Below are 866 nucleotides of genomic sequence, written 5' to 3'. Positions count from 1 at the left end.
GGGGCGTGATATGGCCACAACATCTTCTGCTCGTGAATGTCGAGCAATTGAGGATGGAAGAGCGCAAGCTGGGTGAACACCGCTTCTGGAGTGGACAGCGAGTGAATCGCACGGCCGAGCTTCCGGCTATTCATTCTGCTGATACGAGAGCCCTTAGGGGCTTCTCGTGGAACCGCTAAAACCGATGGCGTGTAGATATCGCCCCACGCGAAGTGAGCTTGTCGGCTCCTGATGAGAGCAAATCTCTCCTGCAAAGTCATCAATACAGTCCAATGTCTGCGGACCCAAGATTGTCATCCAGCCTGGGGATAATTTGCTGGATGCCCCTGTAGCCCTTTGCTTCCCGGGCAGGCCCAAGAGTGCCGGGTTGTGGATAACGCTCACCTTCTTGTGGATGAACGAAGTCCTGCAGGACTTGACGTCCCGCATGTTAGGAATAGACAATGGAAAGGTCAGGTCGCTAAATTCTGACTTATCCACAGAGGCCCAAGGTCGCACTTGGGCCTTTGTCTATCTGATTTCTAGCGTTATTCAACTAGTCAGATTTCATTCAATACTTCCTTATTATTGATACGTGTTAAGAATCTAGTACGCAGTTAGTCAGGCATCTGCAATAGGTGGCGCTGGATACACGGGTCTGTGTGCGCATTTTAAAGCGCTTCGCTCAGCAGGATATGTTACCGCCGTGGTTAACTGGGTGACAACTGAAAAGTCACCCCTCTCTGGGTCAGAACTGGCTTCAAAATTGTCCAGCGCGTGTCATTATCAAGAGCAACCGTGAGCATCACACCCCATCAATGGCTATATATCTTCACTCCCTTATCTCGACTGATAATTTAAGGGATTAGCCCTAACCAAATAAAATA

1 protein-coding gene is annotated in these 866 nt (G+C 49.7%); it reads right to left on the bottom strand.

Annotated elements, in window-relative coordinates:
* A partial coding sequence (locus tag G3436_RS28155; protein ID WP_243667354.1) for a hypothetical protein occupies window positions 1-260 on the bottom strand: 260 nt, incomplete at its 3' end.
* Window positions 261-866 lie beyond the last annotated feature (606 nt).

This window comes from Pseudomonas brassicae (assembly GCF_010671725.1).
Classification (GTDB): domain Bacteria; phylum Pseudomonadota; class Gammaproteobacteria; order Pseudomonadales; family Pseudomonadaceae; genus Aquipseudomonas; species Aquipseudomonas brassicae.
Note: the sequence above shows the minus strand (reverse complement) of the source record. Positions and strands in the feature narration are given on the sequence as shown.